Raw genomic sequence first — 14,231 nt, forward strand, 5'->3', positions numbered from 1 at the left:
CACACTTATCGGTTGTTTAATTGTTAAAGAGCGGTACTGCTAAATTCGGTACTACATACGGCTGCGCTGATTTCTCAGCGCCTAGCAGCTATCGAAATGTCAGGGTAAACCCTAATTTTTCGGCAACCGCCAAGCCCTCCACTATAACACAGCTTTTGCAGATTATGCAACCGGCTTCTGCCTGATTTGCACCCTATCTTGCAACCCCGCTTAACTTGCAAGCGGCCCTGAATTTCAGGGGCTGGTTACCGCACAGGTGGTTGATGATGCCTGCCAGGGAAATCCCTAATTCGTTATCACCAACCGAGCCCAAGACTATAGCACAATTTTTGCTGGTTGCGCAACTGGCTTCTGCCTGATTTGCCTCAACTCTTGCAATAACCGCTGCGCTTTCATTTCTGATCGCTTCTGCGGCGGGCCGGAAAACCGACTGACCCGTTGCACCTGCCTGGCTTCGCGATTCAGAACTGTGTGAACTGCGAAGGAGCGAGACTATAGCACAGAATTTTGAGCTGTGTGCCTGGCACGACACCCGTTTTGCAGAAATATGAATTATTGGGGGGACGCACCGCCCTTTGGCGTCTGGAGACGCCGCTGGCCGCCACGCGCACCGCGTCCGCCCGCCTTCACGCCCCTGGAGGAAGAGCGGCGTATCCGGAGAGCCCCTACATATATATAGAGAGCAACGCAAAGCCAGCGGTCCTGGCGGAGCGACCTCTTACTTATATACGCGGGAACGCACTCCCTATATAGAGCCCAGTCACTATATATATATATAGCGCCCGTCTACGGAGCCTATATAGCGCCCATCTTCGGCGCCGCCCCCACGAACGACGGCGCCCTCAGTATGAGCGCCCAGTGACGGGCTTTCCTGCCCCTCGGGTGGTCAGATACGCAGCTCGGTGGTCTCCTTGATCTGCTGAAGGGCGAAGAAGGAGCGCATGTCCACTACCGCCGGGTGGCGCATGAGCGTATCCATTGCGAACCGCGAAAAATGGGCGAGGTCCGCAACCTGGATGCGCAGGAGGTAGTCCATGTCGCCAGACATGGCGTAGCACTCGACTACCTCTGGCCAGAGCTGGACATCTCGGGAGAAGTCGCTCATGGGCGCATGGCTGGAGCCGCTGTGCTTGTTCAGACGGATGTTCACGTACGCCAACAAGCCCAGCCCTACTTTTGCGGCATCAATAAGCGCCACGTATTTCTTGATGAACCCCTGCTCTTCCAGGCGGCGGACCCGACGCAGGCAGGGACTGGGCGACAAGGAAACGCGGTCGGCAAGTTCCTGGTTGCTGAGGCGCCCGTCCCTCTGCAATTCGGCCAGGATCTTTAGATCTGTCCTATCAAGCTCGATACCAGACATTTTCAACCTCATAATTTAAACATTCGGCAATATTATTGCTCCAAAGCCGCACTTCTGCGCCATGTTTGCAATTGTCTGCCCGGCCTTCCTACCTACAATCTGCGTCTAGACTTGAACAACAAGTCGTCCTCACAAAACATGCAAGGGAGCAGACTTATGAGCAGCGCTTTCCAACCCTGGGACAACCCGATGGGCACCGCCGGGTTCGAGTTCATTGAATACGCCGCGCCGGACCCCGCAGCGCTGCGCAAGGTGTTTGAGCTGCTGGGCTTCAAGGCCATTGCCAAGCACCGTCACAAGGACGTCACCCTGTACCGCCAAGGCGGCGTGAATTTCCTGATCAACGCCGAACCGGATTCTTTCGCGCAGCGCTTCGCGCGGCTGCACGGCCCGTCGATCTGTGCGATTGGATTCCGAGTTCAGGACGCCAACGCGGCGTACAAGCGCGCCCTGGAGTTGGGCGCCTGGGGCTTTGACTCGCATAGCGGCCCCATGGAACTGAATATTCCCGCGATCAAGGGCATCGGCGATTCGCTGATCTATCTGGTGGACCGCTGGGCCGGCAAGGAAGGCCATGGCGGGATTGGCGACATCAGCATCTACGACGTGGACTTCATTCCCCTGGATCCCGCCAACGCGCAGACCGACGTGGCCTGGCGCGGCGCCGGCCTGACCTTGGTGGATCACCTGACGCACAACGTCCACAAGGGACGCATGGCGGAGTGGTCCGAGTTCTACGAGCGCCTCTTCAACTTCCGGGAAGTGCGGTACTTCGACATCGAAGGCAAGGTGACGGGCGTGAAGTCGAAGGCTATGACGTCACCCTGCGGCAACATCCGCATTCCGATCAACGAGGAAGGCACGGACGAGAAGGGCCAGATCCAGGAATACCTGGATTTGTACCGCGGCGAAGGCATCCAGCACATTGCCATGGCGACCGACGACATCTACGCCACGATCGAAGCCCTGCGGCAGACGGGCGTGGTGTTCCTTGACACGCCGGAGACTTACTACGAACTGCTGGACCGCCGCCTGCCGAATCATGGCGAAGACGTGGCCCGTCTGCAGAAGAACCGCATCCTGCTCGACGGCGCGCCCGGCGGCGGGCTGCTTCTGCAGATCTTCACCGAGAACCAGATCGGCCCGATCTTCTTCGAGATCATCCAGCGCAAGGGAAATGACGGTTTCGGCGAAGGCAACTTCAAGGCCTTGTTCGAATCGATCGAACTGGACCAGATGCGCCGCGGCGTGCTGAAGACCGTCGAATAAGCGTACACGCAGCAATACACGGCACCCCTACGGGGCGTCGGCTTCAAGGCCCCGCAGCATGGCGGGGCCTTTTCACGTCCGGCATGGAAAAAGATTCGGCCCCTCTGCGGCAGGAGCATGTCCTGCCGCAGAGGGGCCGTTTTGGCCATAAGGCTTGATGACCCGGATCAGCGCTTGAGGCGATCCTGGAACTGCTTGCGGAACTTGGCGACTTTGGGAGCAATCACGAACTGGCAATAGCCTTGCTCGGGATGCAGCGCAAAGTAGTTGCTGTGATAGTCCTCGGCTTGCCAGAACCGCGCGGGAGCCAACACCTTGGTGACGATCGGAGCGTCGTAGACCTGTTGATCGTTGACCTCGGCGATGACTGATTCGGCCTGCTCGCGCTGCGATTCGTCCTGCCAGAAAATCGCCGATTCATATTGCGGACCGATGTCGTTGCCCTGACGGCCCGGTGTGGTGGGATCGTGCGTGGCGAAGAAGACGCGCAGCAGATCGCTATAAGACAGCTCGGCCGGATCGTATTCGATGCGGGCGACTTCGATGTGGCCGGTGTCCTTGCCGCAGACCTGCTCGTAGCTGGGATTGTCCACGTGGCCGCCGCTGTAGCCGGGCAATACGCTCTTCACACCCCGCAGATCGGTGAACACTGCTTCGACGCACCAAAAGCACCCGCCGCCAAGAACGGCGACTTCATTGCCCGGTGATGGTTGTTCTGCCATGACGATTCCTTCCTGATCGGCGGCCGCTGCGCGCGGCCCGCGCCCCCGGCTCGATGCCGGGGCATGTGATTAAGGCTACTGCTTTGGCGGCGCCAGCGACAAGATCCATTCCGACAACGCGCGAGCGTCCTCGGCGGAAACGTGGGTCTGGGCCGGCATGGGCACGGCGCCCCAGGCGCCCCGGCCGCCGCCGCGGATTTTGCCAGCCAGGTAGTCCACCATGGCGTCGCCCTGCCCCGCGTACCTTTCGGCCACGCCTTTCAAGGGAGGTCCTACACGTTTGGCTTCTACCTGATGACAGGCCATACAGGCCTTGCTCTTGGCCAGATCCAGGCCAGTGGTTTGCGCATGCGCCGCGCCAGCGCCCAGGACGCCGGCCGCGGCCACCAACAGACTAATCTTCAAATGCATCGGTTACTGCCCCACGGCTCGCGGTGCTGGCGAGCTTGCCAAACTTGGCGAGCACACCGCGTGTATAACGCGGCTTGGGCTGGACCCAGGCCTGGCGACGAGCCGCCATGTCCTCGTCGCTGATGTTGAGCTGCAGCAGCAGCTTGTGGGCATCGATGGTAACCGAATCGCCCTCCTGAATCAGCGCGATGGGACCGCCGACATAGGCCTCGGGCGCGACATGGCCGACCACCATGCCCCACGTGCCGCCCGAAAAGCGGCCATCGGTGATCAAGCCCACGGTTTCGCCAAGCCCCTGGCCCACCAGCGCCGACGTGGGGGCAAGCATCTCGCGCATGCCCGGCCCGCCCTTGGGCCCTTCATAGCGGATGACGACGACGTCGCCGTCGCGGATCTGCTGGGCCATGATGGCCGTCATGGCATCGTCCTCGGAATCGAAGACGCGCGCGGGGCCCGTGATGACGGGATTTTTCAGGCCCGTGATCTTGGCGACGCAGCCCTCCGGCGACAGATTGCCTTTCAGGATGGCCAGATGCCCCTGAGGATAGAGTGCGCGATCGATAGGCATGATGACGTCCTGATCCGCGCGCGGCGCATCGGGCACGTCAGCCAGGGTTTCGGCGATGGTCTTGCCAGTGATGGTGATGCAGTCGGCATGCAGCAAGCCGGCGTTCAAGAGCAGCTTCATGACCTGTGGAATGCCGCCGGCGCGATGCAGGTCGGTAGCCACGTACTTGCCCGATGGCTTCAGGTCGCAGAGCACCGGCACGCGCTTGCGGATACGTTCGAAATCGTCGATGGTCCAGGGCACTTCGGCGGCATGGGCGATAGCCAGGAAGTGCAGCACCGCGTTGGTGGACCCGCCAGTGGCCATGATCACGGATACGGCGTTTTCGATGGACTCGCGCGTGATGATGTCGCGTGGGCGCAGGTTGCGCTTGACGGCGTCCACCAGCACGCGAGCCGATTCGGCGGCCGACGTGACCTTCTCCTCGTCTTCGTTGGCCATGGTGCTGGAGTACGGCAGGCTCATGCCCATGGCTTCAAAGGCGGAACTCATCGTGTTCGCGGTGTACATGCCGCCGCAAGAGCCCGAGCCGGGGATCGCGCACTTTTCGATCTGCTTGAAATCTTCTTCGGGCATGCGGCCCATCGTGTATTCGCCCACGGCTTCGAAGACGGACACGATGGTGAGGTCATTGCCTTTGTAGCGGCCGGGCTTGATCGTGCCGCCATATACGTAGATGCCTGGCACATTGGTGCGAGCCAGGGCGATCATGCCGCCGGGCATGTTCTTGTCGCAGCCGCCGATCACGACAACGCCATCCATCCACTGGCCTTGCGCGGCGGTTTCGATGCAGTCCGCGATAACCTCGCGCGAGACCAGCGAGTACTTCATGCCCTCAGTGCCCATCGACATGCCGTCGGAGATGGTGGGCGTGCCGAACACCTGCGGGTTGGCGCGGGACGAGCGGATGGCGTCGATCGCGGCATCGGCCAGGCGCTGCAGGCCGCTATTACAGGGAGTGATCGTCGAATGGCCGTTGGCCACGCCGATCATGGAATTGTCGAAGTCGGTTTCCTTGTAGCCCAGCGCGTAATACATGGCGCGGTTGGGCGCGCGCGCGACGCCTTGCGTGATATGGCGGGAACGTTCGTTGTGCGGCATGGTCAGTGTCTCCTGTCGGCCGTCGGGGCGCGGACATGGCGAACGCACCCGGGGGAAGCTGGCTCGCTTGCATGCGAATCTTCAGTGCTCGCCGGTTATTATCATTCAACTTTATTGTGTCGGGCAGAACATGCTGCAATATCCAAAATTCGACCCCATCGCCCTGCAGATCGGGCCGCTGGCCATCCACTGGTACGGACTGATGTACCTGGCGGGCTTCGCGCTCGTGTATTTGCTGGGCCGCCATCGCATCAAGAGCGGGCACACCACGTCGCTGAACGTGCGCGACCTTGAAGACCTGATCTTCTATAGCGTGCTGGGCGTGGTGCTGGGGGGCCGGCTGGGATACGTGCTGTTCTACAAGCCGGGCTACTACCTGTCACATCCGCTGGAAGTGCTGTACCTGTGGCAAGGCGGCATGTCGTTCCACGGCGGCCTGATCGGCGTGATCCTGGTGATGTTTCTTTTCGCGCGCAAGAAGCGCCTGCCGTTTTTTGCGATCAGCGACTTCATCGCGCCGCTGATTCCGCTGGGCCTCGGGTTCGGCCGCCTGGGCAATTTCATCAACGGCGAGTTGTGGGGCCGTCCCACGGATGTGCCGTGGGCCATGGTGTTCCCGGATAGCGGCGACGGGTTGCCGCGCCATCCGTCGCAGCTCTATGAGCTGGGCCTGGAAGGCATTGTGCTGTTTGCGCTGTTGTGGTGGTTTTCCAGCAAGCCGCGCCCGCTGGGACAGGTGAGCGGGCTGTTCCTGATGGGCTATGGAACGTTCCGCTTCCTGGTGGAGTTCACCCGCGAGCCCGACAACTTCCTGGGTCTGCTCGCGGGCGGTCTGAGCATGGGACAGTGGCTGTCCGTGCCGATGGTGGCGCTGGGCGCCATCATGTTCAGCCTTACTGCAAAACGATCGTCCCGTTGACCGACACGCTGACCGTCACGTTCCCGGCTTCAAGGGGAACGCTGGCGCCAGCGCTGCTGAAGGACGAGTCCTTGGCCATTGCCGCGCCCATCATGCGCGGCATCGGCACGGGGCCACCGGAACCGCCGAGTTCAAGCTTGGAAAGGCGATAGCCGGAAAAACCGAAGGCGTTGGCTGCGGCCAACGCGCGATCCTTGAACGCCTGCGCGGCTTCCTTCAGCAGCTTGCGTTCTTCGGCCTCGCGGGCGGCCGGCGACAGCGAAAAGCTGATGTTGGAAATTGCCGTTTTGTCGGACAGCTTGGAAGCCAGCGCGGCGGCAGCCGCGAAGTCCTTGGACTCCAGCACGATCTCGCCCTGGCCGCGCCACGAGGCGATCTTTCCCTTGTTGTTCATGTTGGGCCAGACATTGAAGTTGCTGGTGCGCACTTCCACGTCCTTCGTGTCGCGCGCGCGCTTGACCGCGTCTTCGAGCGCGGCGGTCAGCTTCTGGCCTGCGGCGGGCTGGTCCGGCGCGTCGACTTCGGCGGACAAAGCGATGCGAACGGTGTCTTGCTTGACCTCGGAAGAGGCCATGGCCTGCAGGGTCAGTTCGGGCGAACGGCTGGCGGCGGGTTCGACAGCGGGCGCCGCGGCGGGCGCCTGCGCCTGTGCGTAAACGGGCTGCGCGGCAGCGATGGCGGCCACGGCTGCGCACGCTGCACCAAGCTTGGTCAGCGAAAAAACACGGTGTTTGAACATGGACTGGTCCTAGGAGGGAGGACGGAGGGGAATTGCCTGGGGAGGCTCCCGGCGCGGACCTGCACGCATGGCAGGTCCGCTGGGATAGATGCCCCGCCTGTGCCGTCAAGGCCGGCATCTCGAACCCTGAGGTTCAAGGTGGTCGCGTTCCGAAGAGCATCGGGTTCGTCTGCAAGAGACAATCACTCCAGCTCTGCACTCCCGCAACCAATATGCCAAAAAGACATAGGTTCAGAGAATGTATGGCCTAGTCACGAACACGGCAGGGACAAACTGAAAATTCTTGAATACTGCTTATGAACGTTAGAGCAGTTTTTCCTGACCCGACAAGGCGTCATCGAGTACTGCGTTCATGTCCTCAATTCTACGCTTGAAGTCGCCGACCGCCAAACCGCCCAGCGGACCATCGGGCGCCTTCATGGCGAGCAGCTCACCAGCGACCTGCAATGCAGCCATCACGGCGATGCGCTCGTTGCTGGAGACCTTGCCCGTGCCCTGGATGCGCAGCATGAGCTGATCAACATGACGAACGGCGGCCATCAGCGTGGGCTTTTCTTCGGCCGAGCACGCCAGTGAGTACTCACGGCCCAGGATCGATACGTCTACACGTTCCATTAGTGTTGCTCTCCGGACGGCGCACCCGGCAAGCGGGCCAGGACGGCGTCGATGCGCTCGCGGGCCGACGCGGCGGCCACACGCAAGCGCTGTAGTTCTGTGTCGCGATTCTGCAGAGTGCCCTGCAGTTCGCTTTCGCGAGCGGCAAACCGCGACTCGAGCGCTTGACGCTCGGCGGTCTCGCGCGACAGTTGCTCGCGCAGCGCGGCTTCCGCCTGCTTGGCCTGTTCGAGCATGGCGGACACCGCGCCGTCGTGATCCTGCAGCTTGCTTTGCAGCGTGACGACTTCGGCTTCGCGGTCAGAGGCGCGCTGCTTGAGCGTGCGCTGCTCGGCTTCGAATTCGTTCAGGCGAAGACGCAACGCGTCACGCTCGGCGTGGAGTTGGCGGGTGCGTTGCACCAGTTGCCCGATTCGGGCGGCGAGTTGGTCTAGATCTTGCAGCATGGGCGCTATCGTAAACCATCCTGGGTTGGACCGGGCCTCTTCACGCAAGGTGAGAAACCCGGCAATATTCAGTAGGAAATACGGTGGGTGAACGGCGCGCGAAGGTTACCGATTCTTCAATGCCCTGAAAAGTCCCATCCGCCGAAATTGCCGCATCCGGCCGATCCGGCTTTCGCATTTCTTTCTATAAACTTTCACTTAGCTTTCAAAAAGCCCTCAATCTTCCCGCGCCGTTACAAACGGGGGTCGGGAGTTCCCCAATTTTAGGGAAAACCCCAGGCTTTCACAGACCTTACAGGGTTTGCAGCGTGGCGGGCGTCCATTACCATTCGGCCTTTCAAGAAACCACGTCGTCGCTTTCAGAATAACTAATGGCACCCCGAAGTGCCTTTTTTGTGCCTGTCACTCGCCTTTCGGAGAGTGACTCATCCGGCTACAAACCTCTTTTATCTACATGCTGTAAACAGGAGCCAACCAATCATGCAGCTACGCAATCGACAGGACTTCTGGTCGGGGGTGATGTTCATCGCCCTTGGACTGGGATTCGCCTGGCAGGCCAGCAGCTACCAAATGGGTACTGCTGCCCGAATGGGCCCAGGGTACTTTCCTTTCTGGCTAGGCATTGTTCTCGCATTGCTGGGCGCCATCGTGCTGCTTGGCTCGCTGTCCAAGAAAGCCCACGAAACTCACGTTGACAAGTTCGACTGGCGCATCGTCTTCCTGGTGGTGGGCTCCGTCGTGCTGTATGGCCTGGTCCTCAAACTGCTGGGTGTGTACATCTCGGTGTTCGTGCTGGTGGTCATCAGCAGCCTTGCCAGCCATGAATTCAGCCTGAAGGTCGCCGTCGCCAACGGTATCTTCCTGGTGGTGTTCACGTACCTGGCATTCATCAAGGGGCTGGGGCTGATCTTCCCGCTGTGGCCGTCGTTTCTGGGCATGAACTGAGGAGCAATCGGCCATGGAATTGTTTGACAACCTGATGATGGGCTTCTCGGTGGCGTTCACGCCCGAGAACCTGCTGTACGCACTGCTGGGCTGCATCCTGGGTACGCTGATTGGCGTGCTGCCGGGCATCGGCCCCGTTCCGACCATTGCAATGCTGCTTCCGATCACGTACGTGCTGCCCCCGGTGGCCGGCCTGATCATGCTGGCGGGTATTTACTACGGCGCCCAGTACGGCGGCTCGACAACAGCCATTCTTGTGGCGTTGCCAGGGGAAACGTCAGCGGTGGTGACCGTGCTTGACGGTCACCAGATGGCACGCAACGGCCGTGCGGGCGCAGCGCTGGCTATCGCCGCGCTGGGTTCGTTCTTTGCCGGTTGCGTCGCCACGCTGCTGCTCGCCGCCTTCGCGCCTCCTCTGGCTGAAGTCGCGTTCAAGTTCGGCCCCGCCGAGTACTTCTCGCTGATGTGTCTGGGCCTGGTTGGCGCCGTGGTGCTGGCTTCCGGTTCGCTGCCCAAGGCGATCTCGATGATCATCCTGGGCCTGCTGCTGGGCATGGTCGGCACCGATGTGAACTCGGGTGTTGCCCGCTTCGACTTCGGTGTGCCGGAACTGCAAGACGGCATCGACTTCGCCATCGTGGCCATGGGCGTGTTCGGCTTTGCCGAAATCATGACCAACCTGGAGCAGAAGGAAAACCGCGTCGACATTACCGACAAGATCGGCACCCTGTACCCGAACAAGCAGGAATTCAAGGAAGCCGCTCCCGCCGTGCTGCGCGGCACGGCTCTGGGTTCGGCCCTGGGTATCCTGCCGGGCGGTGGCGCGGTGCTGTCGTCGTTCGCTTCCTACACGCTGGAAAAGAAGATCTCGAAGAATCCGGAACGCTTCGGCAAGGGCCACCCGGCCGGCCTGGCGGGCCCGGAATCGGCGAACAACGCTGCGGCCCAGACTTCGTTCATCCCGTTGCTGACGCTGGGTATTCCCGGCAACGCCGTGATGGCGCTGATGGTCGGCGCAATGACGATCCACAACATCCAGCCCGGCCCGCAAGTGATGACGAGCCACCCCGAGCTGTTCTGGGGCCTGATCGCCTCGATGTGGATCGGCAACCTGATGCTGGTGGTTCTGAACCTGCCGCTGATCGGCCTTTGGGTCAAGCTGCTGAAGGTGCCCTACCGCATCCTGTTCCCGGCGATCCTGGTGTTCTGCACGATCGGTGTGTATTCGCTTAACTACAACCCGTTCGACATCTTCACCACCGCCATGTTCGGCATCATCGGCTACGTGTGGTCGAAGCTGAAGTGCGAAGGCGCCCCGCTGCTGCTGGGCCTGGTGCTGGGCCCCATGATGGAAGAAAACTTCCGTCGCGCCCTGCTGCTGTCGCGCGGCGATTTCACCACCTTCGTGACGCGTCCGTTGTCGGCCACGCTGCTGGCGGTGGCGGTCTTCCTGGTGATCCTGGTCGCCCTGCCGGCCATCCGCAAGAAGCGCGAAGAGACCTTCGTCGAAGAAGAGTAAACGGCAACGCGCCGGCCAATGGCCGCGCCCTTGCTACCGAACCCCCGGCCCCGCCGGGGGTTTTTTATTGCGCGGACGGATGAGCCCCCCGGAAAGCTACAACTAATTACAGCGCGCAACCATTCGTACATAGGCGCTTTCAACTACGTTAAGCTACGGGTTTACCCCACGCGATGATTCGCCATGAATTTCGACTGGAAGAATCCCTATACGACCACCCGCAGGCCCGTATTCGCGCGCAACGTCGTCGCCACCTCACAACCCTTGGCCGCCCAGGCCGGGCTGCGCATCCTGGCCCAGGGTGGCAATGCGGTAGACGCCGCCATTGCAGCGGCTTCCACGCTGGCGTTGACCGAACCCGTAAGCAACGGTCTGGGATCCGACTGCTTTGCGATCGTATGGGACGGCGCGAGGCTTCACGGACTGAACGCATCGGGCACGGCGCCGGCTGCATGGAACGTGGATTACTTCCGGCGCAAGCACCAGGGTTCGGTGCCGGCGCGGGGCTGGGATAGCGTGACTGTCCCGGGCTGTGTCGCCGGTTGGGGAGCCCTGCACGAAAAGCTGGGGCGCCTGTCCTTCGCCGATATCCTGGCGCCTGCCATCGAATACGCGGAACGGGGCTTCGCGATCTCGCCCGTCGTGCACGACAAATGGGCGGCGCAAGCCGACATCCTGCAACCGCAGCCGGGTTTCGCCCAGCATTTCTTGCCGCGCGGTCGCGCGCCGCACATCGGAGAGCACTTCGTCCTGCAGGGCGCCGCCGCCACGCTGAAGCGCATAGCCGCCAGCGGCGGCCGGGATTTCTACGAAGGCGAAACGGCGCACAAGCTGGTTGCGCATGCCCAGGCGCATGATGCCGCCATGACGTTGGCGGACTTGCGCGACTACACGCCGGAATGGGTCACGCCGATCAGCCAGTCCTACCGCGGGCACACGTTGCACCAGATTCCGCCCAACGGCCAGGGCATCGCCGCGCTGATCGCGCTGGGCATTTTGCAGAACTTTGACGTGGCGGCCCGCCCGGTCGATCATCCCGAGACGCAACACCTGTTGATCGAAGCGATGAAACTGGCCTTTGCCGATGTCTACGCGCACGTGGCCGATGCACGGCACATGCGCGTTGCCCCGGAAGAAATGCTGCGCGCCGACTATCTGGCCGAGCGCGCTCGACTGATCAATCCGCGGTCGGCCCAGGCGTTTGCTTCGGGTCATGCTCCGCAAGGCGGCACGGTCTACCTGACCGCCGCCGACCGCAACGGCATGATGGTGAGCTTCATCCAATCCAACTACATGGGTTTCGGATCGGGCGTCGTGGTGCCCGGCACCGGTGTCAGCCTGCAGAACCGCGGACACTGCTTCAGCACCGACCCGAACCATCCCAACGTCGTCGCCGGCGGCAAACGGCCGTTTCACACGATCATCCCGGGCTTTCTGATGCGCGACGGCGCGCCGGTCATGAGCTTTGGCGTCATGGGCGGCAATATGCAGCCGCAAGGACAGATGCAGGCGCTCGTGCGTTTGCTGGACTACGGACAGCAGCCGCAGGCCGCCTGCGACGCGCCCCGCTGGAAATGGAACCAGGGTCTGGAGGTGGATCTGGAACCGACGATTTCCGCGGCCGTTGCGCAGGGGCTTCGCGACCGCGGCCATGTCCTGCAAGGCCAGGACGATCCCTACATGGACTTCGGATCCGGCCAGTTCATCTGGCGCCTGGGCGATCCCGCCGTCGATGGCTACGTCAGCGCCAGCGACAGTCGCCGAGATGGGCTCGCCGCCGGCTTTTGATTGCGTTAAGGTTAGTGTCCTGAAACAGACCTACCCTTTTTACGCGGAGTCCATTGCATGGCAACGATCGGTACCAAGAGCTACGACGCGGTCGTAGCCCAGAAAGTCGCTTTCCTCGGCTTGGGCGTCATGGGCTTGCCCATGGCCGGGCATCTGGCCCGCGCCGGGCACGATGTCACCGTCTACAACCGTACCCCCGCCAAAGCGCAGGCCTGGGTTGCCGAGTTCGGCGGCCGTCACGCCGCCACGCCGCGCGAAGCCGTTGCCGACGCCCAGATCGTCTTTGCCTGCGTGGGCAACGACGATGACCTGCGCAGCGTCGTACTGGGTCCGGATGGCGCCTTCGCCGGCATGGCGCCCGGCGCCGTGTTCGTCGACCATACGACGGCCTCCGCGGACGTCGCTCGGGAACTCCATGCGCAAGCCAAGGAACTGGGCCTGAATTTCATCGACGCGCCTGTGTCCGGCGGCCAGGCCGGCGCGGTCAACGGCGTGCTGACGATCATGTGCGGCGGCGAGCAGGCCGTGTTCGACGCCATCAAACCCGTGGCGCAGTGCTTCGGCCGCGCGGTCACGTTGGTGGGCCCTCCGGGCGCGGGCCAGTTGGCCAAGATGGTCAACCAGATCTGCATCGCCGGCATCGTGCAAGGATTGTCCGAAGCCATCGCTTTTGGCCAGGCTGCCGATCTGGACATGAAGGTCGTGCTGGACGTGATCAGCAAGGGCGCGGCGCAAAGCTGGCAGATGGAAAACCGCGGCGGCACCATGGTCGACGACAAGTTCGACTTCGGTTTTGCGGTGGATTGGATGCGCAAGGACCTGGGCCTGGTGCTGGCCGAGGCCCGCAACAACGGCGCCCGCGTGCCAGTGACCGCCCTGGTCGACCAGTTCTATGGCGACGTCCAGAAGCTGGGCGGCGGACGCTGGGATACGTCCAGCCTGATCAAGCGCCTGCGCGACTGATCCTGGCGTGTCGACGCCCGGCGTATCGACGCCCGGCCTGTCGACGCATGGAAAAAAAGGCGAGCCTGGCGGCTCGCCTTTTGCATGGCGCGCATTGTGCGTTTACGCGGCAAGAGCATCCTGTCCGGCGCTCGGAACCAGCGCGTCGATGCGCTGCTTGGCCAAGGCCAGGCCTTCCAGAGCAGCCACTTCGCCCATCGCCATGCCTTCGGCGGCGATGAAGTTCACGTCGGTCATTCCCAGGAAGCCCAGCATCTGACGCAGATACGGCGTCAGGGTGTCCGAGGGAGTGCCCTCGGCCTTGCCGCCACGCGACGTCAGCACGAACACCTGTTTACCCTTGACGAGGCCTTCCGGCACGCCTTCAGGCGTATAACGGAACGTGACGCCGGCCCGGGCCAGGTGGTCCAGATAGCTCTTGAACTGCGCGGGCAGGTTGAAGTTGTACACCGGCACGGCGAAGACGACGCGGTCGGCTTCCATCAGTTCGGCGACGAGGGAATCGCTCAGTTCGACCAAGCGCTGCTGCTCGACGCTGCGGGCTTCGGCGGGGGTGAACAGGGCGCCGGCGGTGTTGCCGTCGAAATACGGGATGGGCTGGGCGCCGATGTCGCGAACCTTCACGACGGCGGCGGGATTGGAAGTCTTGATTCGGGCAATCAGGTGATCGGCTAATTGCTTGCTGTTGGAACGCTCGCCGAGAATCGAGGAAAGGATGACCAGGGTTTTCATGACAAATATCTCCAGTGATGGCCCGCAGCCGCGGGCGGTCAGCATCTGTCAGCGCCGCGCCCGAAGAACCGGGCCGGGCCTGCCGCCGACTGCGGCGTTGGCAGATGCCGAATGCATGGCGTCACTGTAGA

Annotated in this window: 14 protein-coding genes and 1 other RNA gene; 6 read left to right on the forward strand and 9 right to left on the reverse strand. The window is 62.1% G+C overall.

Annotated features, from left to right (window positions below; translation table 11 throughout):
* Positions 1 to 886 precede the first annotated feature (886 nt).
* Positions 887 to 1,363, reverse strand: coding sequence for an Lrp/AsnC family transcriptional regulator (locus RT614_RS25870; RefSeq protein WP_313625122.1), 477 nt, complete (start codon positions 1,361 to 1,363; stop codon positions 887 to 889).
* A gap of 156 nt (positions 1,364 to 1,519) precedes the next feature.
* Here RT614_RS25870 and hppD point away from each other — a divergent pair, with 156 nt between their 5' ends.
* On the forward strand, positions 1,520 to 2,632 hold the full coding sequence (gene hppD / locus RT614_RS25875; protein WP_313625124.1) for a 4-hydroxyphenylpyruvate dioxygenase: 1,113 nt from the start codon (positions 1,520 to 1,522) through the stop codon (positions 2,630 to 2,632).
* Between the two features lie 167 nt (positions 2,633 to 2,799).
* On the opposite strand, the gene msrA is transcribed toward hppD, so the two are convergent.
* From msrA to ilvD, 3 genes are all read right to left on the reverse strand, one after another.
* The gene (gene msrA, locus RT614_RS25880; protein WP_313625126.1) at positions 2,800 to 3,354 is read right to left on the reverse strand and encodes a peptide-methionine (S)-S-oxide reductase MsrA; all 555 of its coding nucleotides are present in this window, start codon (positions 3,352 to 3,354) and stop codon (positions 2,800 to 2,802) included.
* A 75-nt stretch (positions 3,355 to 3,429) separates the two neighbouring features.
* Entirely contained in the window at positions 3,430 to 3,765 is a 336-nt protein-coding gene (locus RT614_RS25885; protein ID WP_313625127.1) for a c-type cytochrome, read from the reverse strand.
* A complete protein-coding gene (ilvD, locus tag RT614_RS25890) occupies positions 3,749 to 5,434 on the reverse strand; it encodes a dihydroxy-acid dehydratase (protein WP_313625129.1) in 1,686 nt (561 codons plus the stop codon). Before ilvD ends, RT614_RS25885 begins: the two co-directional genes overlap by 17 nt.
* Positions 5,435 to 5,564: 130 nt before the next feature.
* Here ilvD and lgt point away from each other — a divergent pair, with 130 nt between their 5' ends.
* Positions 5,565 to 6,353, forward strand: a complete 789-nt coding sequence (gene lgt, locus RT614_RS25895; protein ID WP_313625130.1) for a prolipoprotein diacylglyceryl transferase — start codon at positions 5,565 to 5,567, stop codon at positions 6,351 to 6,353.
* Here lgt and RT614_RS25900 read toward each other — a convergent pair.
* The 4 genes from RT614_RS25900 to RT614_RS25915 all read right to left on the reverse strand — a co-directional run bounded on the left by RT614_RS25900 (position 6,328) and on the right by RT614_RS25915 (position 8,153).
* A complete protein-coding gene (locus RT614_RS25900) occupies positions 6,328 to 7,092 on the reverse strand; it encodes an SIMPL domain-containing protein (protein WP_313625132.1) in 765 nt (254 codons plus the stop codon). The two genes, lgt and RT614_RS25900, sit on opposite strands and share 26 nt — an antisense overlap.
* A gap of 86 nt (positions 7,093 to 7,178) precedes the next feature.
* Positions 7,179 to 7,364: non-coding RNA, 6S RNA (gene ssrS / locus RT614_RS25905), on the reverse strand.
* A 31-nt stretch (positions 7,365 to 7,395) separates the two neighbouring features.
* Positions 7,396 to 7,707 carry a cell division protein ZapA gene (locus RT614_RS25910; protein ID WP_313625134.1) on the reverse strand — a complete coding sequence of 104 codons (312 nt, stop codon included), beginning with the start codon at positions 7,705 to 7,707 and terminating at the stop codon, positions 7,396 to 7,398.
* Positions 7,707 to 8,153, reverse strand: coding sequence for a hypothetical protein (locus RT614_RS25915; protein WP_313625135.1), 447 nt, complete (start codon positions 8,151 to 8,153; stop codon positions 7,707 to 7,709). Before RT614_RS25915 ends, RT614_RS25910 begins: the two co-directional genes overlap by 1 nt.
* Positions 8,154 to 8,633: 480 nt before the next feature.
* On the opposite strand from RT614_RS25915, the gene RT614_RS25920 reads away from it, so the two are divergent.
* The 4 genes from RT614_RS25920 to RT614_RS25935 all read left to right on the forward strand — a co-directional run bounded on the left by RT614_RS25920 (position 8,634) and on the right by RT614_RS25935 (position 13,368).
* Positions 8,634 to 9,098: a tripartite tricarboxylate transporter TctB family protein gene (locus tag RT614_RS25920; protein ID WP_313625136.1), complete on the forward strand. Its 465-nt coding sequence runs from the start codon at positions 8,634 to 8,636 to the stop codon at positions 9,096 to 9,098.
* A gap of 13 nt (positions 9,099 to 9,111) precedes the next feature.
* Positions 9,112 to 10,617 carry a tripartite tricarboxylate transporter permease gene (locus tag RT614_RS25925; RefSeq protein WP_313625138.1) on the forward strand — a complete coding sequence of 502 codons (1,506 nt, stop codon included), beginning with the start codon at positions 9,112 to 9,114 and terminating at the stop codon, positions 10,615 to 10,617.
* Between the two features lie 183 nt (positions 10,618 to 10,800).
* Positions 10,801 to 12,405, forward strand: coding sequence for a gamma-glutamyltransferase family protein (locus tag RT614_RS25930; protein ID WP_313625140.1), 1,605 nt, complete (start codon positions 10,801 to 10,803; stop codon positions 12,403 to 12,405).
* 57 nt (positions 12,406 to 12,462) lie between these two features.
* A complete protein-coding gene (locus tag RT614_RS25935; RefSeq protein ID WP_313625141.1) occupies positions 12,463 to 13,368 on the forward strand; it encodes an NAD(P)-dependent oxidoreductase in 906 nt (301 codons plus the stop codon).
* 102 nt (positions 13,369 to 13,470) lie between these two features.
* On the opposite strand, the gene RT614_RS25940 is transcribed toward RT614_RS25935, so the two are convergent.
* Positions 13,471 to 14,100 carry an FMN-dependent NADH-azoreductase gene (locus tag RT614_RS25940; RefSeq protein ID WP_313625143.1) on the reverse strand — a complete coding sequence of 210 codons (630 nt, stop codon included), beginning with the start codon at positions 14,098 to 14,100 and terminating at the stop codon, positions 13,471 to 13,473.
* Positions 14,101 to 14,231 lie beyond the last annotated feature (131 nt).

Origin of the sequence: Achromobacter sp. (assembly GCF_032102605.1) — a bacterium.
Taxonomy (GTDB): Bacteria; Pseudomonadota; Gammaproteobacteria; order Burkholderiales; family Burkholderiaceae_B; genus Achromobacter.